Raw genomic sequence first — 23,658 nt, 5'->3', positions numbered from 1 at the left:
CCCCGGCATTGCGCTGCGGGAGAAACCGTGGTGTGCGGGCGAGTAAGGAGGGCCAACCGGTTCTCGGACCGTGACGCGGCGGACAGAGGAATTTCTGTCGCCTTCCCGCATTCCCGAAGTATCTGGGGAGAACGACCGACAGGAGGCACTGCGGGGTCGCCTTCGGCCTGGGCGTGGTCGCCGACACCGTCATGACATTCGAGTTCGGTCTCAACCGAGGGCGATGGCCTTCGCCGGCAGTGGTGCTGCGGCTGCGCGGCAGGCTGTACACCGCCCGCCGGTTCCACCGGCTCATGGTCTGGATGGCCCCCGCCGTGGTGGCGATCAGCGGCGGCTGGATCACCGCGGAGACCGGCCGTCGGCCCTGAGTCGTCCACGGGCTATCCGCACCGGTGACGCCGTCTCCGGCCTCTCCCTCGGCGCGGCGATCGCAAGCATCATCGGCTTCGTCGGCGTCTACGCCGCTGCTGCTCGGACCGTGGTTCGGCTACATCGTCCGCACGGTGCGCACGAGACCCGAGCACCTGGTGACCGCCGACGACGACCACCTGCCGCCGAAAAGCCAAATCAAAATACGCCGCAGAAATCCTTCCGGCCAACGGGAAGGAACACCGGAAAAGAAAGGCGTGGGCATATCCGGGCCCGGTCGCACGGAACCTGCTCCCGGCATCGGACACATCCGCTCCGCCCTCATCCTGCGGCGCACCGGGCGGCCCCGGCAAGCCCGATCCGCAGGACATTCGTGAGACTGCGCAAGTGAGAAGTGCCGCTGCGACCAGGGACGTTGAGACGTCGGTGCGAAATGGACACTTAACAAAAAAATCATTGACACCTGATCGAACTACGGCAGCTAATGGATCGTCCACGCGAATGCATGGACGATCCATTCACTTTCACCCGCCCAAATCAAGGGCCTGTCATGACAGGTGATGCGTGAGAAAAACCAAGCGCGCCGGGGGCACACCCGACGTTCCCCGCGCACTCCGCCGCGGCGCCGCGGTCCTGGGCCTCACGGCTCTGGCACTCCTCGGCGTCCAGCCCGCCGCCCAGGCCGAGACCCCGGCCGACCCCGGTCCGACCGCCACCACAACCACCAGCGCGCCGACGCGGCTGGACACGCTGTCCGGTACCTCCGACGAACCGGCGACCGACCTCGAACCTCTCTGCGGCACCCCCGCCAAGGGCCGTGCCCGTTGCTTCGCGATGCGCGCGACCGACGAGGATCCCGTGAGGTCGCTGACCGCGACCCAGACACCTGCCGGACTCGGCCCGCAGGACATCCAGAGCGCCTACAGCCTGCCCTCCGACGGCGGCACCGGACAGACCATCGCCATCATCGACGCCTACGACAACCCCAACGCGGAGGCGGACCTCGCCGTCTACCGCAGCCAATACGGGCTGCCGCCGTGCACCACGGACAACGGCTGTTTCAAGAAGGTCGACCAGCGTGGCGGCACCAACTACCCGTCGGTCAGTGAGGGCTGGACGGGCGAGATAGCCCTGGACCTCGACATGGTGTCGGCGGCGGCGCCCAACGCCAAGATCCTTCTCGTGGAGACGGACAACGCCGGATTCGAGAACCTCGGGGCGGGTGTGGACCTCGCCGTCTCGATGGGTGCCAAGTACGTCTCCAACTCCTACGGCAGATCGGGCGACTTCGCGACCGACGCGGAGACCTGGGGCAGCCACTACGACCACCCGGGCGTCGCCGTCGTGGCCGCCAGCGGTGACAACGGCTACGGGGTGGCCTTCCCCGCCACCCTCTCCACGGTGACCTCCGTGGGCGGCACGAATCTGGTGGCCGACCCGGACAGCCTCCGTGGCTGGTCCGAGACCGTGTGGAAGCGGAACTTCTACGGGCCGGGCTCGGGATGCGCCGCCAACCAGCCCAAGCCCGACTTCCAGAAGGACACCGGCTGCGCGGGACGCAGTGTGGCCGACGTCTCCGCGGTGGCCGACAACCTCGCCGTCTACGACAGCTTCGGCACCGGGGGCCTCGGCTGGATGCGCTACGGCGGCACCAGCGCCTCGACCCCGCTGATCGCCGCCGTCTACGCCGTGGCCGGCAGTCCGCGCCCCGCCACGTACCCCAACGCCTATCCCTACCGGTCACAGGGCGCGGGCCTGAACGACGTCACCACCGGCTCCAACGGCACCTGTGACGCCGCCTATCTGTGCACCGCGGGTCCCGGTTACGACGGTCCCACCGGTCTGGGCACCCCGTCGGGTCTGGCCGCCTTCCGCAGCGGGCCCAGCGGGACCCTGTCGGGCGTCGTGACCGACGCGAAGACCGGGAAGCCGGTCGCCGGGGCCACCGTCGGATCCGGAGCCGACGTCGCGACGACCCTCACCGACGGCAGCTACTCCCTCAACCTGCCGGCCGGCACGGTCGACGGCCTCACGGTCACGATGTTCGGATACGCGACCACCGAACCGATCTCGGTGGACATCACCGAGGGCCACACCTTGGCCCACGACTTCAACCTCCAGCCACTTCCGCGCGTCCACGTCCGGGGCACGGTGAAGGACGGCTCGGGACAGGGCTGGCCGCTCTATGCCAAGCTCTCCGTCAAGGGTTCGCCCGAGGCACCGACCTGGAGCGACCCGGCGACCGGTGAGTACGACGTGCTGCTGCCGGAGAACGCGGACTACTCCCTGGACGTGACCGCCGCGCTGCCCGGCTACGAGGAGGCGACCCGCAAGGTGACGGTGGGCGGCGGGGCCGTGACCGCCGACGTCTCCCTGACCGCCGACGCGGACGCCGGCACCGCCGTCGGCTACACCCGGCAACTCACCGACCACACCGAGCACTTCGACACCACCACCGCCGCCCCGACCGGGTGGACGGTGACGAACGCAGACGGCACGAGCAACGGCTGGGAGTTCGACGACCCGATCCAGCGCGGCAACTACACCGGCGGCAGCGGAGCCTTCGCCGTGGCCGAGAGCGACAACGGACCCATCGGTCCCCACCAGGACAGCTTCCTGACCACCCCTGTCTACGACCTGTCGGACGCCCAGTCCGCCGAACTCACCTTCCAGACCGCCTACCTGAACAACATCAGGAACCAGCAGATGACCGTGGACGCCAGCGCGGACGGCGGCGCGACCTGGGAGAACATCTGGGCCGGACCGGACGTCAGCGGCGGTGAGCAGAAGCTGACCGTCCAGGTGCCGTTGCGGAAGTACGCCGGCGAGTCCTCCCTGAAGCTGCGCTTCCACTTCGTCGCGAACTGGGGCTACTACTGGGCCATCGACGACGTGAACGTCCAGGCCCGCACGATGCTGCCGGCCGACGGGGCACTCACCGTCGGCACGGTGCGCGACGCGGACACTGGCAAGGGCGTGGTGGGCGCCACCGTCGCGGACGCCTCCGCGCCGGACACCACGGCAGCCCTCACCGCGGCCACCCCTGACGACCCCGCCATCGGTGACGGCTTCTACACGCTCTTCCTGCCCGCCCCGGGCCGGCACACCCTGACCGTCGGCGCGTCCGGGTACGACACGGTCACCCGCACCGTCGTGACGCGGGCCGACCGGGTGACCACGAAGAACGTCAACCTGACGGCGACCGACTGATCCTCGGGTCCCGATCCGGGGCGCCGATCCGGCCCCGGGCGCAAGGCGGCGCCGCACCCCCACAAGGGGTGCGGCGCGGTCCGTGCGTCAGCCCTGCAACCCGTTCGCCCACGGATCGACGAGGTACACCGTGCGGGTCTCCGGGTCGGGAGGTGCCCTCGCGGTGAGGCCGACTCGAAGTCGGCGAGGTCTCCCATGCTCTTGGCGAGGTTGGCGACGGGGTACCGGGCGAGGACCCTTTCTCGGCGTGCGGGGGCGACGTGGGGGTGGCGTGATCGATCTCGCGGGACGCGGCTGACGGAACAAGTCCGCAAAGGCGCGCGTTCGCGCAATTGCCCACACGCGCCGAGCGGTCTCGACGGCTTCACCGCCGCGACCCGTGAACCCCGGCGTCCTTCGAAGGGGGCTCGTCACAGCCCCGCGCACAGGAGTGTCAGACGCTATGAACGTGATCCCGGACAGCCCCTGGTCGGCAGCCGGCCTGGACGCGACCGGCGGGCGGGTGCTCGAACACCTGGTGGGCACACGGTCGGCCGACACGGCAACGGTCGCGGAGGCCGCCGGGATCTCGCCGGGCGAGGCCGAGAAGGCGTTGCGGCGGCTGGCGGACGCCCTGCTGGTGATACGGCTCGACGGGCGGCCGGCGCGCTGGGCCGCGAGTCCGCCGCGCTCCTCACTCGCCGCGCTGCTGGCCCGTCGCCGGGCCCAACTGACCGAGGCCGAGGTGGCCTTGGAGCGGCTCCAGGAGAAATACGAGGCGACCTCGGGACCTCGGGCGGCGCACCTGATGGAGGTGCTCGAGCACGAGGAGGAGGTCTCCGCGCGCTACACCCAGCTCCTGAAGCAGAGTTCGGTGGAGGTGCTGCACCTGGCGAAGCCCCCGTACCTGACGGGCTCCCAGGTGTTCGCGGGCGAACTGGGCGTGGCGGCGGGGGTGCGGCTGCGTTCGGTGTACGAGACGGACGGGTTCACCGATGCGGTCTCGCTGGAGACGGCGCTGCGGGGTACGGCGGAGGGCGGGGAACTGCGTCTGGCCTCGCGGCTGCCGGTGAAACTGGTGGTCTTCGACCGTACGGCGGCACTCCTACCGGTGCGCGGCGAGCGGCCGGAGTCGGGGTCACTGGTGGTCCACTCCCCCGCGCTGGTGGAGGCGCTGGCGGCACTGTTCGAGAACGTGTGGGCGGGGGCCATGCCGGTGTCGTTGGAGAGCCGGGACGACTGGCCGGTGCCGGGCGGGACCAACGACCCCGGTGGCGCTGCCGGTTCGGATGCGCCCGAGGTCGACGAGCGGACCCGGGAGATCCTCCGGCTGATGGCCACCGGCCTGAAGGACGACTCCATCGCCCGGGTGCTGAAGGTGAGCCGCCGCACCGTGCAGAAGCACGTCACCGACGCCGGCAACGCACTGGGCGCGAAGACCCGGTTCCAGATCGCCCTGGGGGCGGCCGGGCGCGGGTGGCTGGGACCGGACCACAAGGCAGGCGGCTGAGGTCGGCGCTCCTGTGCGCCTGCCCGGAGCGGACGGCCCCGGCCCGCGTCGCATCGACGGGCAAGAGCCAGTGCGCCGGAGGGCAACAGGCGGCCGGACGTCCGCGCTGTCGTGCCGCTCTGGCCCCCTGGTCACCGCGGTGATCGACGCCTGGCCTTCCCCGCCCCGACGGCGCCACGCCTCCGCGGCCGCAGTACCGGGCCGGACGCGAGCAGCACCGACGTGTGCGGCTCCGTCCCGCCTCCCCTCGCGTGACGGCGGCGCCGGGTGCGACGGCAGTCGCGGCCAGGCCGCTGGGAGGCCCGGATGCGGGACACCCGAGCGCCTTGACTCTCCGCGCACGAGTGTGGTCTCTGCGCGCCCGCCCCGGGCAGCGGCGGACCTGGATGAAGGGCGCCGCGCGCGCCCACGTGTCGGGCGCCTTCCCGTCGTCCTCACCGGGCAATGCCTCGACACCTGTCGGGCGCCACCGGGCGGTGATCCGCCGCGGTCCGCCGGTGTGTGCTACGGTTTCGCAGTTGCAGTTGCGGTACCCATGAAACCTATGTGCGCCTGACCGGAATGTTTCTCCTTCAGGCGCATTATTTGTTTTCCGGCATCTCCGGATGGGGCCTCTGCCTACAGAAGGAGAAAGTCATGGCACAGGGAACCGTCAAGTGGTTCAACGCCGAAAAGGGTTTCGGCTTCATCGCGCAGGACGGCGGCGGCCCCGACGTCTTCGCCCACTACTCGAACATCCAGACCCAGGGCTTCCGTGAGCTCCAGGAGGGTCAGCGGGTCTCCTTCGACGTCACGCAGGGCCAGAAGGGCCCGCAGGCGGAGAACATCGTCCCCGCCTGATCGCCGGACGCGCATCCGCTCACCGTGGTCCGCACCGTCATGGTGCGGACCACGGTTTGTGCTGTTTCCAGGAAGGCAGACAACCGCATGCCCCGCAGGCCCCAGAAGTCGAACCGGCGCGCCTCGTCACCCCCGTCGTCCGCGGCGTCGCCGAGGGAGTTCCGGCTGCCGGAAAACACGACACCCGCACTCCCCGCCGTCGCGGACTTCGCCGATCTGGACATGCCCGCGGCGCTGCTGAAGACCCTCACCGCGCAGGGCGTCGTCACCCCCTTCCCCATCCAGGCCGCCACGCTGCCCAACTCGCTCGCCGGCCGTGATCTGCTGGGCCGGGGACGTACCGGCTCCGGCAAGACCCTCGCCTTCGGGCTCGCGCTCCTGGCCCGTACGGCGGGGCTGCGCGCGGAGCCCAGGGCACCCCTCGCCCTGGTGCTGGTGCCCACCCGTGAACTCGCCCAGCAGGTCACCGATGCGCTGACCCCCTACGCGACGGCGGTCGGCCTCCGGCTGACCACCGTGGTCGGCGGGCTGTCCATCACCCGGCAGGCCCAGGCGCTCCGGCGTGGCACCGAGGTGCTCGTGGCGACTCCGGGCCGGCTCAACGACCTCGTGGAACGCGGGGACTGCGGGCTCGGCGACGTGCGCATCACGGTGCTGGACGAAGCCGACCAGATGACCGACATGGGCTTCCTGCCGCAGATCACCAAGCTGATCGAGCGCGTACGGCCCGACGGACAGCGCATGCTCTTCTCGGCCACCCTGGACCACAACATCGACCGTCTGGTGCAGCGGTTCCTGACCGACCCCGTGGTGCACTCCGTGGACCCGTCCGCGGGAGCGGTGACCACCATGGAGCACCACGTGCTGCATGTGCAGGACGAGACCGACAAGAAGGCGGTCACCACGCGCATCGCCGCACGTGACGGCCGGGTCATCCTGTTCCTCGACACCAAGAGGTCCGCCGACCGGCTCACCAAGCGGCTCCTGGCCGTCGGGGTCCGCGCGGCGGCCCTGCACGGGGGCCGCTCCCAGCCGCAGCGGAACCGCACCCTGGATCAGTTCAAGAACGGCCAGGTCACGGCACTGGTGGCGACGAACGTCGCGGCCCGGGGCATACACATCGACGACCTCGACCTGGTAGTGAACGTCGATCCGCCCACCGACCACAAGGACTATCTCCACCGAGGCGGACGCACCGCCCGCGCCGGCGGCTCCGGCAGCGTGGTCACGCTGGTCCTGCCCGACCAGAAGCGGGACGTCACCCGGCTCATGTCGGACGCGGGCGTCCGCCCCCGGACGGCCCGCGTCAAGTCGAGCGACGCGGAACTGGCCACCATCACGGGCGCCCGCGAGCCTTCCGGCGTGCCCGTCACGATCGAGGTCCCGCAGCCGACGACACCGACGGCATCCCGCCCGGACCGGAAGACCGCGACCGAGCCCGGCAATCGGTCCGGCCGCCGACGCCGCAACCGCGGCGGGCCCGGCACGGCGCCGGCTGCTGCCACCAGGACGGGGAGCAGGGGCTCGGACCGCCGGTCCGCCGCAGGGGCGGCGGCAACCGGTGACACCTCCGCAACCAGCGGGCGCGGCTCTGCCCGCCGGGCCGGATCCGCCGGGGCCACCGGTGGTGCCGTCGACACGGGCGGCCGTGGTGCCGACCGCCGAGCCGCGGCCGGCACCGCGTCCGGCAAGACGGCCCGGGGATCACGCCGCCGAACGGCGGCCGGCGGAGCCACGGGGGGCGCTGCCGGCAGCGGCGGTCGCGGCTCCGAGCGTCGGGGCGGCCGCCGCACCACGGCCACCTAGGGGGTGTCTCGGCGGATCAAGGTGCAGGCAAGCGGCGGCGCCGGTCAACTCAGGTGAGCGGGGGCTGGTGCGTCCAGCTGCAAGGCTGATCCGCCGGACAGGCCCTATAGGGCCTGTTGCGCCGGCAGGCGACGTTCGCCCCGGCGCGATGCGCACATCAGGGCGCCCGCGACCGGGCAGGCCCCAGGTGAACCACCGAGGTGGCTCTCCTGGGACGCTGGTGCGCGTGCTCGGGACCGGGTCAGCGGCCCGCTGTCGTCGCCTGGCGTGTGGCCGCGGACTCCTGGTGCCGTCCGTCGCCGGTGAGTGCGCGCAGGATCTCCTCGACGCTCTGCTTGGCGTCGCCGAAGAGCATGCTGCTGTTCTCGCGGAAGAACAGCGGGTTCTGCACGCCCGCGTAGCCGGAGGCCATGGAGCGCTTGAAGACGATGACGTGCTCCGCTTCCCAGACCCTCAGCACCGGCATGCCGGCGATCGGGCTGCTCGGATCCTCGGTCGCGGCGGGGTTGACGGTGTCGTTCGCGCCGATGACCAGGACGACCGAGGTGTCGGCGAAGTCGTCGTTGATCTCGTCCATCTCCAGGACGATGTCGTACGGCACCTTGGCCTCGGCCAGCAGCACGTTCATGTGCCCGGGCAGGCGCCCGGCGACCGGGTGGACACCGAAGCGGACGTCGACGCCCCGCTGACGCAGCTGCCGCGTCAGCTCCGCGACCGGGTGCTGGGCCTGGGCGACGGCCATGCCGTAACCGGGGGTGATGATCACGGAGCGGGCCCGGGCGAGCATCTCGGCGGCCTCCGCGGCGCGCACCTCGCGGTGCTCACCCTGCTCCTCCTTGCCACCGGACGGCGCCTCGATGCCGAATCCGCCGGCGATGACGGACAGGAAGGAACGGTTCATCGCCTTGCACATGATGTAGGACAGATAGGCGCCGGAGGAGCCGACCAGTGCGCCCGTGACGATGAGCAGGTTGTTGTCGAGCAGGAAGCCGGCCGCGGCGGCCGCCCAGCCGGAGTAGCTGTTCAGCATGGAGACGACGACGGGCATGTCGCCGCCGCCGATCGAGGCGACCAGGTGCCAGCCCAGGGCCAGCGCCAGCGCGGTGACCGCGATCATCAGCGGCAGGTCCGGACTGACCGTGAACCAGACGGTCAGCGCGACGAACGCGACGAGAGCACCGATGTTGAGCGCGTTCTTGCCCGGCAGCATCAGCGGACGGGACTTGATGCGGGCGGAGAGCTTGAGGAACGCGACGATGGAGCCGGTGAAGGTGACGGCACCGATGAAGATCCCGATGAACACCTCGGCGTGGTGGATCCCCAGCAGGTCGGCGCCGATCCTGGTCTGCGCCGTGCCGTGCGCCTCCACCTCCAGGTAGCTGTTCCAGCCCACGAGGACGGCGGCGAGGCCGACGAAGCTGTGCAGCACCGCGATCAGTTCGGGCATCTGCGTCATCTCGACGCGGCGGGCCCGCCACAGGCCGATCGCCGCGCCGAGCGCCATGGCCAGCACGATCAGGGCCACTGCCCCGGCGGTGATGCTCTGCGCCGCCATCACGACCGTGGCGACCAGGGCGAGGGCCATGCCGGCGATGCCGTAGACGACGCCGGAGCGGGAGGTGCGGTGCTGGGACAGGCCGGCCAGGCTGAGGATGAACAGCAGCGCGGCGACCAGGTCGGCAGCGTGGGAGGCTGTCAGGGAGGTCATCTCGGCTCAGCCTTTCGAGAACATGGACAGCATGCGGCGGGTGACGGCGAATCCTCCGAAGATGTTGACGCTCGTCAGAAGGATCGCGACGAAGGACAGCGCGGTGACGATTCTGCTCTCGTGCCCGATCTGCAGCAGGGCGCCGATCACGACGATGCCGGAGATCGCGTTGGTCACCGACATCAGCGGTGTGTGCAACGCGTGGTGCACCTTGCCGATGACGTAGTAGCCGATCACCACCGCCAGGGCGAACACGGTGAAGTTCCCGGCGAGTTGGGCGGGGGCGAAGGCGACCAGCAGGAAGGTCGCGAGCATGCCGAGCCCGATCAGGGCGAAGCGCCTCGTCGGCGTCAGCCCGGGTTGTTGCCCGGACGGCTTGGGGTCCGGCTCGGTGGTCGTGGTCTGCGCGGCGGGCGCGGCCGATACGGGCACGGGCGGCGGCGGCCAGGTGACGGTGCCGTCCCGCACCACGGTCACGGCCCGCTGCACGACGTCGTCGAAGTCGATCACCAGCCGGCCGTCCTTGCCGGGCGTGAGCAGCTTCAGCAGGTTCACCAGGTTGGTGCCGAACAGCTGCGAGGCCTGCGCGGGCAGCCGGGAGGCGAGATCGGTGTAGCCGATGATGGTCACGCCGTTGTCGGTGACCACCGCGCGCTCCGGCACGGTGCCCTCGACGTTGCCACCCTGGGCGGCCGCCATGTCGACGATCACGCTGCCCGGCTTCATGACGGCCACGTCCCTGGCGGTCAGCAGGCGCGGCGCCGGCCGGCCCGGGATCAGCGCGGTGGTGATCACGATGTCCACGTCCTGCGCCTGGGCGTGGTAGAGCTCGGCGGCGGCGCGGTCGTATTCGGCGGAGGTCGCCCTGGCGTACCCGTCGGTGCTCGTCTCCTGGGCGACGTCCACCGGCAGGTACTCGCCGCCGAGCGACTTCACCTGGTCCGCCACCTCCGGCCGCGGGTCGGTGGCCCGCACGACCGCACCGAGGCTGGAGGCCGCGCCGATCGCCGCCAGACCGGCGACGCCCGCGCCCGCGACGAGCACCTTCGCCGGCGGCACCTTGCCCGCCGCGGTGACCTGCCCGGTGAAGAACCGGCCGAAGACGTGCGCGGCCTCGATGACCGCCCGGTACCCGGCGATGTTCGCCATCGACGACAGCACGTCCATCGACTGCGCGCGCGAGATCCGCGGCACCGCGTCCAGCGCGAGAGCGGTGATCCCGGCGTCGGCGAGCGCCTGCAGCAACTCGGGCCGCCCGGCGGGAGCCAGCAGGCCCACCAGGGCCGCGCCCTGGCGCAATCGGGTGATCTCCGAGCCGGCGGGGGCGTTCACCTTCAGGACGACATCCGCGGTCCAGGCCTCGCCGATCCGGGCACCGGCATCGACGTAGGACTGGTCGCTGAAGCCGGAGGCCTCGCCGGCCTCGGGCTCCACCACGACGTCGTAACCGAGGTCCAGCAACTGACGCACTGTCGCGGGGGTCGCAGCGACACGGGTCTCCCCGGAGGCGGACTCGGCCACGACGCCGATGCGCTGCGGTGAGGGGTGCGCGGGTTCACGTGAAGACATGTCTCGTGTTCTCTCCTCTGGGGAGGCTTGACGGGGCATCCGCGGTCAATCGGGCGTTCATCGGCCCTGTCCCCGGTGGGCACGGGCCGTAGGTACATACCTACCCGTCCCCTCGAGGACGTCGTGCCCGTTTCCGGACAGGCCACCGAAGAAGGCTGTTCCTGCCTCCTCGGTGCACCCCCCGGTCGGGCGTGTGCCGTCACGTCGTGGTGCAGGCGCGTCCGTTGAGCGCGAAGTCGGTGGGCGCGGAGTTGCGGTCGTGCCAGGAGGCGATGAAGCCGAAGGAGAGGGTGCCGCCCGCGGGGACGGTGCGGTCGTAGTCGGCGGCGGTGGCGGTGACGCGCGGGCCGTCCTGGTGGACGGTGGCGTCCCACATCTGGGTGATGTGCTGGCCGTCGCGGAAGGTCCAGCTCGTCCGCCAGGTGTCCAGGGCCCGGGTGGTGGTGACGGTGACACGGGCCTGGAAGCCGCCGTTCCACTGGTCGGCCAGGTCGTAGCGGACCGTGCAGGTCGGGGCTGCGCTTCTGGACGGGGCGGGCGTGTCGGAGGGGCGGGAGCCGTCGCCGGATCCGGTCCCGAGGGTGGACGACGAGGTGCCCTGGGGTTCCGGGTCCGGGTCCGGGTCGGTGCGGCCGGAGCCGGTCGCGGTGCCGCTCGGGGAGGGCCGCCGGGACGGGGACGCCGGGGCGGTTGCCGCGGCCGAGCCACGGGCCGAGTGCGGTGAGGGGTCCGCGGAGGGCAGGGTGAATCCGCCGTCCGCGACCGGCCGGCCGTCCCCCTCGCCACGGGCGGAGTCGCTCGCCGAGTCGCCGAACGGCATCAGTGACACGGTCAGTGCCAGCGCCGACAGCGCGACCGCCGCCGCGAGCAGGCTGCCGCGCACCACCCGGGCCCGGCCCGTGCCGGTCTCCGTCGGATCAGCGCTCTCGGTGCCGGGGGCGGCGCGCGGCGGGCCGAGACGTACCTCGGCCGCCCGGCGGCGGCGCTCCAGGTAGGCGAGGCCGCCCCAGCCGATCACACCGCCGGCCAGGGCGGCGGGCAGCCCGCCGCCGTGCGGCCGGAGGCAGGCGGCGGTCTCCGCGCACCGCACGCACGTCGCGAGGTGCCGGGACAGGTCCTCGGGTGCTTCCCCGGCGGGCGTGGAGCGGGTGACGGCGTCCAGCAGCCGGGCGTAGCGGCGGCACTCCGCGTCCATCGGGGTGTCGAGGTGGTTGCGCCGGCAGCGGTCCCGGAACAGGGCCCGGACCTGGTCCAGTTCCTCGGAGACGGTCGCCGGGTCGAGCCCGAGCCGGCGGGCCACGACGACCAGCGGCAGCGCCTCCACCTCGGCCAGCCACAGCAGCGCGGCGTCCGCCTCCTGGAGGTCCCGCAGTCCGCGCAGCGCCAACGGGCGGAGCGGCGGCGGGCCCGGATAGCGGGCGGCCCGGCCGGAGTTGAGCCACAGCCGCAGATCCGGGTCGAGCCGGTCACCGAGTCCGCCGGCCTCCCAGGCCGCGGCCGTGGTGCGTGCCGCGGTCAGCATCAGCGGGATCGCGGGCAGCCGGGGCGTACGGCGACCGCGGGACGCCCCGGCGTCGGCGGCGCGCACCTCGCGCAGGCCGAGCGCGAACGCCTCCGCGGCCAGTTCGTGGGCCGCGGAGGCGCCGGCCGTGCACAGGTCGGCGTAGGAGAGCACGGCGTCCCAGCACTCGGCCCACAGCGCTGCCTCGGTGGCGTCCTTGGGGCTCGGCTGCTCGGGCATGGGTCTCCTGCGTCCACGGGCGAGGTCGACTGACCTAGGGCCCCTCGTTCGGATCATGCCGGGCTCGCGGGCCCTGGCACCGCTCCCTGATCCGGCCTGATCCAAACGAAAGACCCTAGTTCACAGCGGAGTTGGGGTGCGGCCTAGCGGCAGGGCCCGAGCTTCGCACGTCCCGACACGGCTGACAAGCCGCGTATTCCGATGACGAGCCGCATATTCCGATGCCGTGACACGCGCCGCCGCCCCCGGCTCCGCTCCGTCATGTCCGTGATACGGATCGGCGCCGCATCCGGCTCACGGTGCCCGGAAACCCGCACCGGCGCCCGGCCCGCCGCCGTCCCCTTCCCGAGCTGTCCCGTCCTTTCCTACGCGCCGTCCCTCGCCTTCCTACGCGCCTTCCGGCGCCGTCTCCTTCTCGCGCGCCGTGTCGTCCGCCACCTCGTCCGCCGCGTCGTCCGCAGGCAGGCTGTCCATGAAGGAGCTGACCGAGAAGACGGCGCGGCCGGGGCCGGGCGGGCCGTAGCCGGGGGGCGAGGAGAGGCCGAAGTCGTCCATGGTGGCGCGGTAGGCCTCCAGCAGCCGGATGTGGTACTCCAGCGGCGCGCCCTGCGGGTTGGCCTTGCCGAGCGGGGTGGTGGGCTCCGGGCACCAGGTGGTGAAGCGGGGCGTGATGCCGTGCGACATGAAGAAGCGCAGGCCCTCGGTGGTGGAGGCGATGGCCTCGTCGACGGTGGTGAAGCCGAACGGCTCGGCCATCTCCACGCCCGCGACGAAGTTGGGGATCACGTTGCGCGCGCCGAAGACGTCCGCGGAGTCCAGGATGCGGCGGTGCCACTCGTCACGGCCGACGTAGCGCTCCTTGCCGGGGCAGTACAGCTCGAACAGGCGCCGGTCCCACACCTCGAAGTTGGGGTGGTAGATCTGCACGCCGTAGTCCTTGAACCGCTGCACGTCGTCCTTGGGCAGCGCCTGGGCGACGACCTTGCCGATCCAGCGGCCGGGGAAGCGCTCCTCGATGGCCTTGGCGTAGTGGCCGTAGAAGTCGGCCTCGTCGCGGCCCGCCACCTTGGACGTGATCGCGCCGCCGGTCAGCGTGTACGCGGTGGACGCCTTCTGGGTGTCGTACCGGTCGATGATCTCCAGGGCTTCGAGGACCTCCTCGACGTCCTTCACGCCCGTGTAGGGCCGGCCGGCGGCCTTGTGCTGGCGCCAGTTGTGGTTGATGTCGCAGTACTGGCACTCCTCCTTGGCACCGAAGTACTGGCAGACCCGGAAGACGGTCAGGTAGATCAGGTAGCCCCACTGGATGGTGGGGGCCACCTCCATGACGGACTTCCCGTTGGCGAGGGTGTGCCGGTAGTACTCCGGCATGGGCGGCACCCCGACGTCGGCGATGCGCCGGCCGTCGAGGTAGAGCCCGAGCAGGCCCTCGTCGTCGGCGGCCACGCGGTAGGGCGAGGCGGGATTCACCCGAACGGAGACGACGGTGCGCCGCAGGTCGTACGGCCCGCCGGTGAGGATGATCTCCTCCGGCGGGCGCCTGAGCGCGGCCTCGCCCAGCTCGGGCAGGGTGCCGTGGTCGAAGGAGAAGATGAAGTACGACTTCGGCTTGACCTCGCCGCTCTCGTTGTCGCTCAGCGCGGAGGGGTCGAAGGCCACCCCGCCCCGCAGCAGGTCCTCCTTGAAGACGGCCTCCCGCGGCACATGCGGAAAGCGCTCCATCAGATCCTCGACCAGCGCGGTACGGCTGCCCATCCCGTCTCTCCTCCTGGCTCGGTGCGTACGACTCCTCACGGTATGCCCCCGCCCGCGGGGCGGCGGTGCCGGGTCCCCTCCACGCCTGTCGGCGGTGCCGGGTCCCCTCCACGCCTGTCGGCGGCCCGGTTCCCCAGGGGAGGAGGACGGGTACGGGGGCCAAGGAATTAGTATGGTGGCTTGACAAAATAAGACGACATCACCGACCGTCGGGTAGGTTCCCTCGGCATACGGGCGCACGACGGGAGTCCGACGACAGGCCTGGACGCCCTGGGAAGGGACGACGACATGAGCGGGACCGTGACCAACTGGGCGGGCAACATCGTCTACACCGCCGCGGAGGTGCACCGGCCGGACTCGGTCGAGGCGCTGCGGGCGGTGGTCGGGAAGAGCGCGGCGGTGCGCGCCCTGGGCAGTGGGCACTCCTTCAACGAGATCGCCGACCCGGGCGCCGGCGGCGTACTGCTCCGCCTGGACGCGCTGCCGGCCGAGGTGGACGTCGACACTGCGGCCCGCACGGTCCGGGTCGGCGGCGGGGTCCGGTACGCGGAGCTGGCCCGCCTGGTGCACGCGCACGGGCTGGCGCTGCCCAACATGGCGTCCCTGCCGCACATCTCGGTGGCCGGCTCGGTGGCGACCGGCACGCACGGCTCGGGGGTGACCAACGGGCCGCTGGCGACGGCGGTGCGCGAGGTCGAGCTGGTCACGGCGGACGGCTCGACGGTGCGGATCGGGAAGGGCGACGCACGGTTCGGCGGCGCGGTGACCTCGCTCGGCGCGCTCGGGGTGGTCACCGCGCTCACCCTGGACCTGGAGCCCACCTACCTGGTGGAGCAGCACCTGTTCACCGAACTCCCCCTGGAGGGGCTGGACTTCGAGACGGTGGCGGGCGCCGCGTACAGCGTCAGCCTGTTCACCGACTGGCGGGATCCGGGCTTCCGGCAGGTGTGGCTCAAGCGGCGCACCGACCAGGTCCTGCCCGAGTTCCCCTGGGCGGTGCCCGCCAAGGTCGCGCTCCACCCGGTGCCCGGGATGCCGGCGGAGAACTGCACCGAGCAGTTCGGCGTGCCGGGGCCCTGGCACGAGCGACTGCCGCACTTCCGGGCGGAGTTCACCCCGAGCAGCGGCGCCGAACTGCAGTCGGAGTACCTGCTGCCCCGAGAGTGCGCCCTGGACGCGCTGCACGCGGTCCACCGCATCCGGGAGACGGTCGCCCCCGTCCTGCAGACCTGCGAGGTGCGCACGGTCGCCGCCGACGAGCAGTGGCTGAGCCCGAGCCATGGCCGGGACACGGTGGCGCTGCACTTCACCTGGGTCGAGGACACGGCGGCGGTGCTCCCGGTGGTGCGGCGACTGGAAGAGGCCCTGGAGTCCTTCGACCCCCGGCCCCACTGGGGAAAGGTGTTCGCCGTGCCGGCCGCAGCGCTGCGCGCGCGGTATCCGCGTCTGGACGACTTCCGGGCGCTGGTGGACGAGCTGGACCCGGCGGGGAAGTTCACCAACGCCTTCGTACGGGACCTGCTCGGCTGACGAAGAACCTCCGCGGCGGGCCTGAGGCTTTCTACAGCCCCTTTCCTAAGCCCTTGTCGAACGGCCGCCGCAGGCCATAGCCTTGCGACGGTCTCGGCGAGGAGATGGGGGCAGACGCAGTGAAGCGCACGTCACGGGACATTCGCACCGCGAACCGCTACGAGGTGCTGCGCCAGATCATCGCCCGGTCGCCCACGTCCCGCCAGGAACTGGCGGCCGCCACCGGGCTCAGCCTCGCCACGGTCGCCACGCTCGTCGGCGAGCTGCTGGACCTGCGCATGATCACCGAGGTGGGGTTCGAGGACTCGGCGGGCGGCCGGCCGCGCGGCCTGGTGGCCGTCGATTCCGCGGGCGGCGCGCTGATCGGCGTGGACATCGCGGAGACGTATGTCAGGGTCGAGCTGTTCGACCTGGCGCTGAACGTCCTGGCCCGCGCCGACGAGGACATGCGGCCCGGCGAGAGCCGCCCCGAGCAGGTGGTCGGCCATGTCGCCGCCGCCGTCGGCTCGGTGGTGGCGCAGGCCGGGGTGGAGGGCGCCCGGGTACTGGGTGTCGGCGTGAGCGTGCCGGGCCAGGTGGACCGCGACACCGGCATCGCCGAGTACGCGCCCAACTGGGACTGGCACGACGTACCGCTCCTCGACCTGCTCGCCGAGCACATCGCCCATCCGCTCTACCTGGACAACCCGCTGCGCGCCTGCGCGGTCGCCGAGCTGTGGTTCGGGGCCGCGCGGGGGCGGGGGGACGCGGTGGTGGTCAACCTCGGCACCGGCGTGGGCGCCGGGCTGGCGCTGGGCGGCGGACTGCACCGGGGCGTCAGCAACAGCGCCGGCGAGTGGGGCCACACCACGCTCGTGCTCGACGGCCGGTTGTGCCACTGCGGCAACCACGGGTGTGTGGAGACGTACGTCGGCGCCCCCGGCATCATGCTGAACCTGCGCGAACTGAGCCCGCGGAGCCCGCTGCTGCACCCCGGGGACCAGACGGCCACCATCGACGCGCTGGCCCGGGGTGTCGCCGCCGACGACCCGGTGGCCGTCAAGGTCGTCCGCGACACCGCCCGTTACCTCGGCGCGGCCATCGCCGACCTGGTGAACCTCCTCAACCCCGAGGTGGTCGTGCTCAGCAGCTGGGTCGCGGCCACGCTCGGCGAGCCGCTGCTGCACGAGGTGCGCGAGACCGTCGCCCAGCACGCGCTGAAGCGGCCGTACGCCGCCACCGAGATCGTCCTCTCGCCGATCCCCACCGACCCCGTGTGCCTGGGCGCGGCCACGTTCGCGCTCGAGGGCGCGTTGCAGTCGGTCGGCCAGAGGAACCACAAGCGCAACGCCGGCTCCGCCAGGAGCCGTACCGCGCCACCTTCCTGACGGGTACCGCCGGGCCGCAGCACCCCCTCCCCCGCGGCCGGGCAGCCACCCCTCCCCCGCCGCCGGACACCCTGACCCGGCGGCCCTCGACTCTCGTGTGCCCTGGGCGCGTTCGGTATCACGAACCGTCCGCAACGCTTCGAACAGACTTCGTCCAACCCCTTGCCGAAGGCTTAGCCGAAGAATAACGTCCCGCCACACCGCAGCCGCAATCGAGACAAGGACGTCAGCATGCCGGCACTGAGCAGCAGCAATTGGGACCGTCGATCGATCCTCCGGGCCGCCGCGGGCCTGGCCGCCGCCGGCACGCTCGCCGCCTGCGGCAGCAACAACGGCCGGGGCGGAGGGAGCGGGTCGGGCAAGAACCTCGCCCAGATGTTCCACGCCTACGGTGAGGCGGGGACCGAGCAGGCGGTCAAGCGGTACGCCGCCGCCTACAAGGGCGCCCATGTGACCACGCAGTGGATCACCGGGTCGAACTTCGAGAGCAAGCTCTTCGCGAGCCTGCTCACCAAGAACGCGCCGGACGTGTTCGAGTTCCACCCGCAGTACCAGCTCATCAAGAGCGGCCAGGTGGCCGACCTGACCGACCTCATCGAGCCGGTCAAGGACGACTTCAACCAGGCGGACATCGCCTCGCACACGGTGGACGGCAAGATCTACGGCATCCGCATGATCGACGACCCGCAGTTCTTCTTCTACCGGAAGTCGATGCTGGAGAAGGCGAACATAGAGCCGCCCACGACCCTGGACGAGCTGATCGAGGCCGCCGCCAAGCTCACCACCGACAAGGTCAAGGGCGTCTTCCTCGGCAACGACCTGCACGCCGTCATCCAGCCGCTGTTCTACTCGGCCGGCGCCGACACCCTCACCGACGACAACAAGATCGCCTACCACACGGACGGCGTCGTCGAGGGCCTGAAGCAGCTGCGCAAGCTCTTCACCAGCGGCGACCTGCTGCTGGACGCCCCGGCCGACTACTGGGACCCCTCCGCGCTCAATCAGGGCCTGTGCGCCATCCAGTTCTGCGGCATGTGGGCGATGCCGCAGTTCCAGCAGACCCTCGGCGACGACCTCGGCGTCATGCCGTTCCCGAAGGTCGGCGCCGCCGGGAAGCCCTCCGTCTACAACGGCGGCTGGTCGGTCTTCGTCAACGCCAAGAGCGCGAACGTCGACGCGGCCAAGGAGTACGTGAAGTGGCTGTGGATCGACCAGAAGAAGTACCAGGAGGACTGGGCTCTGTCCTACGGCTTCCACATCCCGCCGCGCACCTCCATCGCCCGGTCCGCCACCAAGCTGAAGTCGGGCCTGCCGGCCGAGGGCGTGAAGCTGTTCGACGAGTACGGCCACTTCGACCGGATCGGCTGGACCCAGGCCATGATCACCGCGACGGAGAACGTCTTCGCCGACTGCGTCCGCAAGAACGGTGACCCGGAGGCCGCCCTCGACAAGTGCGACAAGACGGTGAACGCCGAGCTGAAGAAGCTCTTCGGATAGGCCGGCGGACGGATCACGACATGTCGACGACCACGACGCGTGGCCTGGCGGGCCCCGCCCCGGCCGAGGCCTCCCCGGCCAGGCCGCGGCGGGGGCTGCGGGGCAGCAGCACCTTCAACTTCTGGCTCTTCACCAGCCCGTTCCTCATCGGGCTGATCGTCTTCGTCTACGTTCCCATCGGCTGGAGCGTCTACCTCAGCTTCTTCGAGGCCCGGTTCACGGTCACGCCCAGCGACTTCGTCGGCCTGGGCAACTACCGGGAGATCCTGACGGACAGCAACTTCACCGGCTCGCTCGTCACCTTCACCGTCTTCGCCCTGTTCATCGTGCCCACGACATGGGCGCTCTCACTGGGCCTGGCGCTGCTGGTGAACCGGCTGAGGTTCATGCGGGCCTTCTTCCGGTCGGTGTTCTTCCTGCCGACGGCATGCAGTTACGTCGCCGCCTCGCTGATCTGGAAGATGTCGATCTTCAACGGGGTGCGCTTCGGTCTGGCGAACACCGTCCTCGGTCTGTTCGGTGTGGACAACACCGCCTGGCTCGCCGACCCCAGCCCGCCGTGGTACTGGCTGGTCATCGTCACCGCCCGCCTGTGGCTGCAGTCCGGTTTCTACATGATCCTTTTCCTGGCCGCGTTGCAGAACATCCCACGGGAGCTGTACGAGGCCGCCGCCATCGACGGCGCCAGGCGCGGCCTGCAGACCTTCTGGTACATCACGCTGCCGCAGCTGCGTGCCACTTCGACGGCCGTGATCCTGCTGCTGATCGTGGCCGCCTACCAGGCCTTCGACGAGTTCTTCAATCTGCTGTCCAAGACGACCTGGGGACGTCCGCCCCTCGTCGAGCTCTACTACACCGCCCTCGGACAGGACCAGAACTACGGCAAGGGCAGCGCCGGCGCCGTGATCCTCACGCTCCTGATCTGCCTCGTCACCCTGTTCCAGGGCCGGATCATGGGCTTCGGAAGGGGCGAGGACTCCAAGTGACCACGACCACGACCACGCCCGAGGCCGGGAAGCCACGCCGCACGAGGCGCGGTGGCGGAGTGATGAGCTCCTCCGGCCTCTACCTCGCCACGGGCCTTGCCGCCGTCCTGTTCCTCGTCCCCTTCTACATCCTGATCCGCAATGCCTTCTCCACCGATCCCGAGATCACCGGCGAGAACTGGAAGTTCTTCCCCACTCACATCCAGTGGGGCAACATCACCGAGCCGTTCCGGGACGTGACGGTCGACTTCGGCCAGTCGATGGTGAACTCGCTGATCGTGGCCGTGCTGCACACGGCCGGCACACTGTTCGTCTGCTCGCTGGCCGGCTACGGCCTGGCCCGCATCCCGTACCGGCACGCCAACAAGGTCTTCTACGGCGTCCTGTTCACCCTGATGGTCCCGACCGCCGTCACCTTCGTTCCCAGCTTCGTGCTGGTGTCGTCCCTCGGCTGGGTGGACAGCTACCGGGGCCTGATCATCCCGGGCCTGTTCACCGGCTTCACCTGCTTCCTGTTCCGGCAGTACTTCCTGGGGTTCCCGAAGGAGCTCGAGGAGGCCGCACGGGTGGACGGTCTCGGCTACTGGGGCGCCTACTGGCGCGTCGTCGTCCCGAACTCGCTGAACTTCTTCGCGGCCATCGCCACCATCACCTTCATCAACGGCTGGAACTCGTTCCTGTGGCCACTGGTCATCGGCCAGGACCCCAGCGCCTGGACCGTCCAGGTCGCACTGTCCTCGTACATGACGAACCAGACGGTCAACTACCACCTGATCTTCATGGCCACCGCCATTTCCATCCTGCCCCTGCTGTTCGTCTTCCTCTTCCTCCAGCGCTGGCTGGTGCAGGGGATCGCGCAGACCGGTATCAAGGGCTGAGCTAGGAGTCCTATGTCTTTCCGCAGTCGTCGCACCGTCACCGATCACGTCGAGGACGTCTCACCGGGCTCCGGGGTGCTGCCGCCCCGCGCCCGCTACGCGTCCTCGGACGCCATGTCACTGTCCCTGAACGGAAGCTGGCGGTTCCGGCTGTCGCGCACGGCCGACGCCGAGGACGACTCCTTCGCCGAGCCCGGGTACGACGCCGGGGACTGGACGGAGGTCACGGTCCCCGGCCACTGGGTCCTCCAGGGCCACGGCTCGCCCATCTACACCAACCATCTCTACCCCTTCCCCGTCGACCCGCCCCGCGTCCCCACCGAGAACCCGACCGGCGACCACCTGCGCGTCTTCGACCTGCCCGCGGACTGGCCCGCGGACGGGGACGCGGCGCTGCGCTTCGACGGTGTCGAGTCCTGCGCCCGTGTCTGGCTCAACGGCACGGACCTCGGCGAGTTCAAGGGCTCCCGGCTGCCGCACGAGTTCACGGTCGGGCATCTGCTGCGGCCGGCCGGCAACGTGCTCGCGGTACGCGTCCACCAGTGGTCGGCGGGCTCCTATCTGGAGGACCAGGACCAGTGGTGGCTGCCGGGCATCTTCCGGGACGTCACCCTGCTGCACCGCCCGGCGGCCTGCGTCCAGGACTTCTTCGTGCATGCCTCCTACGACCACGCGACGGGCGCGGGCACGCTGAGGGTCGACTCGGACGTGGCCGGCCGGGTGACCGTGCCGGCCCTGGACATCGATGTCGCCACGGGCGAGCCGGCGACCGTGCCGGTCCGGCCGTGGACCGCGGAGACGCCGGTGCTCTACGACGGCGTACTGGCCACGGGAGGCGAGCGGGTGCCGCTGCGGATCGGCTTCCGCACGGTGGAACTGTCGGACGGCCTGATCAAGGTCAACGGCCGCCCGGTGCTCTTCAAGGGCGTCAACCGGCACGAGTGGCACCCGGAGAAGGGCCGCGCGCTGGACCTCGACACCATGCGCGAGGACGTCCTGCTGATGAAGCGGCACAACATCAACGCCGTCCGCACCTCCCACTACCCGCCGCACCCCGCCTTCCTGGACCTGTGCGACGAGTACGGCCTGTGGGTGATCGACGAGTGCGACCTGGAGACCCACGGCTTCGTCGAACAGGACTGGCGGGACAACCCGGTGGACGACGACCGCTGGACCCCGGCGCTGCTCGACCGTGCCGCCCGTATGGTCGAACGCGACAAGAACCATCCCTCGGTCGTCATGTGGTCGCTGGGCAACGAGGCCGGCACCGGCCGCGGCCTGACCGCCATGGCCGAGTGGATCCACGGCCGCGACCCCTCCCGGCCGCTGCACTACGAGGGCGACCGCGACTGCCGCGACACGGACGTGTACTCGCGGATGTACGCCTTTCACGAGGAGGTCGAGCGGATCGGCGAGGGCCTGGACGGCGGCGCGCACCGGCGCCGCGGACTCCCCTTCATCCTCTGCGAGTACGGCCACGCCATGGGCAACGGCCCCGGCGGACTCGCCGACTACCAGCGGCTGTTCGAGAGGTACGACCGCCTCCAGGGCGGCTTCGTCTGGGAGTGGATCGACCACGGCATCAAGGACGACCGCTACGGCTACGCCTACGGCGGCGACTTCGGCGAGGAGCTGCACGACGGCAACTTCGTCTGCGACGGCCTGCTGTTCCCCGACCGCAGTCCCTCCCCCGGCCTCATCGAGTACAAGAAGGTGATCGAGCCGGTCCGGATCGAGGGCGGCGGCGAGGGCTCCGACTCCACCGTGCGCGTGACCAACCTCCAGGACTTCGCCGATCTGTCGGCGCTCGCCTTCGAGTGGTCGTACCAGGTGGAGGGCGAGACCGTGGAGGCCGGCGCTCTGTCCGTGCCGGCGCTCGCGCCGGGCGAGTCGGCCGACGTGAAGCTGCCCGGTCCGCCCGAGGGTCCGGGCGGCGAGACGCACTGGACGGTCCGGGCGCTGCTGGCGGCGGACACCGCGTGGGCGCCGAAGGGGCACGTGGTGGCGTGGGGGCAGGCGGTCGTGGCGCCGCGGACACCGCCGTCGGTGCCGGCGACCGAGCGCCCGGTGCGGGGGCCCGCCGGGGACCTGATCACCCTCGGCCCGGCCGTCTTCGACGCGCGCACGGGTGCGTTGCGGCGCGTCGGCGAGGTGGAGGTCACCGGGCTGCGGCTGGACGTGTGGCGGGCCCCCACCGACAACGACGACGGTGCCGAGTGGCAGACCGGCACCCGCTACGGCCTGCTGTGGCGGCGGCTCGGCCTGCACCGCATGCGGCACCGTCCGGACGCCGTGGAGGCGAGCGAGGACGCGCTGACGGTACGCACCCGGGTGGCGCCCGCCGCCCGGGAACTGGGCCTGGCGACGGTGTACCGCTGGACGTCGGACGGCGAGAGGCTGCGGCTGACCGTCTCGGTGTCGCCCGAGGGCGACTGGACCGTGCCGCTGCCCCGGCTCGGCATCCGGTTCGGACTGTCCGCCGCCGACGAGGTGCGCTGGTACGGCGGCGGTCCCGGCGAGGCGTATCCGGACACCCGGTCCGCGTCGCTGGTCGCCCGCTGGGACGCCACGGTCGACGGCCTGCAGACGCCGTACGTCCGCCCGCAGGAGAACGGTGCCCGGGCGGACGTCCGCTGGGCCCGCCTCGGCGGCCTGCGGATCGAGGGCGACCCCGAGTTCTGGCTGACGGCCCGCCGCTGGACCAGCGAACAACTGGACGCCGCCCGCCACCTCACCGACCTCACCCCCGCCACCGCATCCGACAGCGGCTCCGCCGCGGGGGTGTGGGTCAACCTCGACCACGCCCAGCACGGCATCGGCTCCCAGTCCTGCGGCCCGGGTCCCCTGCCGCAGTACTTCCTGCGGGCCGAGCCCACGGAGTTCTCGTTCGTCTTCTCCGCGACGGGCTGACGG

The 23,658-nt window shown here is 71.1% G+C and carries 15 protein-coding genes; 11 read left to right on the top strand and 4 right to left on the bottom strand.

What is annotated here, in order from left to right; all coding sequences use genetic code 11:
• Nucleotides 1-191 precede the first annotated feature (191 nt).
• The 5 genes from IE318_RS13890 to IE318_RS13870 all read left to right on the top strand — a co-directional run bounded on the left by IE318_RS13890 (nucleotide 192) and on the right by IE318_RS13870 (nucleotide 7,714).
• A complete protein-coding gene (locus IE318_RS13890; RefSeq protein ID WP_189900189.1) occupies nucleotides 192-368 on the top strand; it encodes a hypothetical protein in 177 nt (58 codons plus the stop codon).
• Between the two features lie 565 nt (nucleotides 369-933).
• Nucleotides 934-3,579: a carboxypeptidase regulatory-like domain-containing protein gene (locus IE318_RS13885; RefSeq protein WP_229903506.1), complete on the top strand. Its 2,646-nt coding sequence runs from the start codon at nucleotides 934-936 to the stop codon at nucleotides 3,577-3,579.
• Between the two features lie 442 nt (nucleotides 3,580-4,021).
• Nucleotides 4,022-5,068 (top strand): helix-turn-helix transcriptional regulator, encoded by a 1,047-nt coding sequence (locus tag IE318_RS13880; protein WP_189900186.1) that lies wholly within the window; start codon nucleotides 4,022-4,024, stop codon nucleotides 5,066-5,068.
• A 636-nt stretch (nucleotides 5,069-5,704) separates the two neighbouring features.
• Nucleotides 5,705-5,908, top strand: coding sequence for a cold-shock protein (locus IE318_RS13875; RefSeq protein WP_030180551.1), 204 nt, complete (start codon nucleotides 5,705-5,707; stop codon nucleotides 5,906-5,908).
• A gap of 87 nt (nucleotides 5,909-5,995) precedes the next feature.
• A complete protein-coding gene (locus IE318_RS13870) occupies nucleotides 5,996-7,714 on the top strand; it encodes a DEAD/DEAH box helicase (RefSeq protein ID WP_189900184.1) in 1,719 nt (572 codons plus the stop codon).
• A gap of 241 nt (nucleotides 7,715-7,955) precedes the next feature.
• On the opposite strand, the gene pntB is transcribed toward IE318_RS13870, so the two are convergent.
• The 4 genes from pntB to IE318_RS13850 all read right to left on the bottom strand — a co-directional run bounded on the left by pntB (nucleotide 7,956) and on the right by IE318_RS13850 (nucleotide 14,487).
• Nucleotides 7,956-9,422 carry a Re/Si-specific NAD(P)(+) transhydrogenase subunit beta gene (gene pntB / locus IE318_RS13865; RefSeq protein ID WP_189900182.1) on the bottom strand — a complete coding sequence of 489 codons (1,467 nt, stop codon included), beginning with the start codon at nucleotides 9,420-9,422 and terminating at the stop codon, nucleotides 7,956-7,958.
• A gap of 6 nt (nucleotides 9,423-9,428) precedes the next feature.
• Entirely contained in the window at nucleotides 9,429-10,991 is a 1,563-nt protein-coding gene (locus IE318_RS13860) for a Re/Si-specific NAD(P)(+) transhydrogenase subunit alpha (RefSeq protein ID WP_189900173.1), read from the bottom strand.
• Between the two features lie 199 nt (nucleotides 10,992-11,190).
• Nucleotides 11,191-12,732: a cellulose-binding domain-containing protein gene (locus IE318_RS13855; protein WP_189900171.1), complete on the bottom strand. Its 1,542-nt coding sequence runs from the start codon at nucleotides 12,730-12,732 to the stop codon at nucleotides 11,191-11,193.
• A gap of 387 nt (nucleotides 12,733-13,119) precedes the next feature.
• Nucleotides 13,120-14,487 carry a radical SAM protein gene (locus IE318_RS13850; RefSeq protein ID WP_030180568.1) on the bottom strand — a complete coding sequence of 456 codons (1,368 nt, stop codon included), beginning with the start codon at nucleotides 14,485-14,487 and terminating at the stop codon, nucleotides 13,120-13,122.
• A 288-nt stretch (nucleotides 14,488-14,775) separates the two neighbouring features.
• Between IE318_RS13850 and IE318_RS13845 the strand changes: the two genes are divergently transcribed.
• The 6 genes from IE318_RS13845 to IE318_RS13820 all read left to right on the top strand — a co-directional run bounded on the left by IE318_RS13845 (nucleotide 14,776) and on the right by IE318_RS13820 (nucleotide 23,655).
• Nucleotides 14,776-16,017, top strand: coding sequence for an FAD-binding protein (locus IE318_RS13845; RefSeq protein WP_189900169.1), 1,242 nt, complete (start codon nucleotides 14,776-14,778; stop codon nucleotides 16,015-16,017).
• Between the two features lie 104 nt (nucleotides 16,018-16,121).
• Nucleotides 16,122-17,384, top strand: a complete 1,263-nt coding sequence (locus IE318_RS13840) for an ROK family protein (protein WP_189900167.1) — start codon at nucleotides 16,122-16,124, stop codon at nucleotides 17,382-17,384.
• A gap of 231 nt (nucleotides 17,385-17,615) precedes the next feature.
• Nucleotides 17,616-18,881, top strand: a complete 1,266-nt coding sequence (locus IE318_RS13835) for an ABC transporter substrate-binding protein (protein WP_189900164.1) — start codon at nucleotides 17,616-17,618, stop codon at nucleotides 18,879-18,881.
• 20 nt (nucleotides 18,882-18,901) lie between these two features.
• Entirely contained in the window at nucleotides 18,902-19,867 is a 966-nt protein-coding gene (locus IE318_RS13830; protein ID WP_189900153.1) for a carbohydrate ABC transporter permease, read from the top strand.
• A gap of 62 nt (nucleotides 19,868-19,929) precedes the next feature.
• Nucleotides 19,930-20,745: a carbohydrate ABC transporter permease gene (locus IE318_RS13825; protein ID WP_051844894.1), complete on the top strand. Its 816-nt coding sequence runs from the start codon at nucleotides 19,930-19,932 to the stop codon at nucleotides 20,743-20,745.
• A 12-nt stretch (nucleotides 20,746-20,757) separates the two neighbouring features.
• The gene (locus tag IE318_RS13820) at nucleotides 20,758-23,655 is read left to right on the top strand and encodes a glycoside hydrolase family 2 TIM barrel-domain containing protein (protein WP_189900151.1); all 2,898 of its coding nucleotides are present in this window, start codon (nucleotides 20,758-20,760) and stop codon (nucleotides 23,653-23,655) included.
• Nucleotides 23,656-23,658 lie beyond the last annotated feature (3 nt).

The sequence above is a fragment of the Streptomyces spiralis genome (assembly GCF_014654675.1).
Taxonomy (GTDB): Bacteria; Actinomycetota; Actinomycetes; order Streptomycetales; family Streptomycetaceae; genus Streptomyces; species Streptomyces spiralis.
The sequence above is the reverse complement of the archived record's forward strand: the minus strand, read 5'-3'. Positions and strand labels throughout refer to the sequence as shown.

Excerpts from the sequence above, each read along its gene's own strand:
- IE318_RS13890 (WP_189900189.1), top strand. The coding sequence starts at position 192 with ATGACATTCGAGTTCGGTCTCAACCGAGGGCGATGGCCTTCGCCGGCA.
- IE318_RS13880 (WP_189900186.1), top strand. The coding sequence starts at position 4,022 with ATGAACGTGATCCCGGACAGCCCCTGGTCGGCAGCCGGCCTGGACGCG.
- IE318_RS13875 (WP_030180551.1), top strand. The coding sequence starts at position 5,705 with ATGGCACAGGGAACCGTCAAGTGGTTCAACGCCGAAAAGGGTTTCGGC.
- IE318_RS13870 (WP_189900184.1), top strand. The coding sequence starts at position 5,996 with ATGCCCCGCAGGCCCCAGAAGTCGAACCGGCGCGCCTCGTCACCCCCG.
- pntB (WP_189900182.1), bottom strand. The coding sequence starts at position 9,422 with ATGACCTCCCTGACAGCCTCCCACGCTGCCGACCTGGTCGCCGCGCTG.
- IE318_RS13860 (WP_189900173.1), bottom strand. The coding sequence starts at position 10,991 with ATGTCTTCACGTGAACCCGCGCACCCCTCACCGCAGCGCATCGGCGTC.
- IE318_RS13855 (WP_189900171.1), bottom strand. The coding sequence starts at position 12,732 with ATGCCCGAGCAGCCGAGCCCCAAGGACGCCACCGAGGCAGCGCTGTGG.
- IE318_RS13850 (WP_030180568.1), bottom strand. The coding sequence starts at position 14,487 with ATGGGCAGCCGTACCGCGCTGGTCGAGGATCTGATGGAGCGCTTTCCG.
- IE318_RS13845 (WP_189900169.1), top strand. The coding sequence starts at position 14,776 with ATGAGCGGGACCGTGACCAACTGGGCGGGCAACATCGTCTACACCGCC.
- IE318_RS13840 (WP_189900167.1), top strand. The coding sequence starts at position 16,122 with ATGGGGGCAGACGCAGTGAAGCGCACGTCACGGGACATTCGCACCGCG.
- IE318_RS13835 (WP_189900164.1), top strand. The coding sequence starts at position 17,616 with ATGCCGGCACTGAGCAGCAGCAATTGGGACCGTCGATCGATCCTCCGG.
- IE318_RS13830 (WP_189900153.1), top strand. The coding sequence starts at position 18,902 with ATGTCGACGACCACGACGCGTGGCCTGGCGGGCCCCGCCCCGGCCGAG.
- IE318_RS13825 (WP_051844894.1), top strand. The coding sequence starts at position 19,930 with ATGAGCTCCTCCGGCCTCTACCTCGCCACGGGCCTTGCCGCCGTCCTG.
- IE318_RS13820 (WP_189900151.1), top strand. The coding sequence starts at position 20,758 with ATGTCTTTCCGCAGTCGTCGCACCGTCACCGATCACGTCGAGGACGTC.